General features: G+C 66.4%; 1 protein-coding gene. It reads left to right on the plus strand.

Features of this window, described 5'->3' with window-relative positions; translation table 11 throughout:
- Positions 1-19: 19 nt before the first annotated feature.
- On the plus strand, positions 20-256 hold a 237-nt coding region (locus ACR9ZK_RS22565; protein WP_481344161.1), incomplete at its 3' end, for a hypothetical protein.

Below are 256 nucleotides of genomic sequence, written 5' to 3' on the forward strand. Positions count from 1 at the left end.
GCGTCGTCGGCAGCGTCAGATGTGTATAAGAGACAGCAACCCCCACATCGGGCTCATCCGGTTCAAGGTCGGGACGGGCGGCGAGGCGGGCGCAACGCTCGGTGTCGGGCACGTAGTGCGGCAGGCCGTCGGCGTCGGTCTCCTTGAAGGCTGTCTCTTATACACATCTCCGAGCCCACGAGACGGAGCTACATATAGGAGGTCGTGTCTTTGCTGGAAAAAGGGGGGGGGGGGGGGGGGGGGGGGGGGGGGGGGG

It is taken from the genome of Monashia sp. HAY1-5C (genome assembly GCF_056755255.1).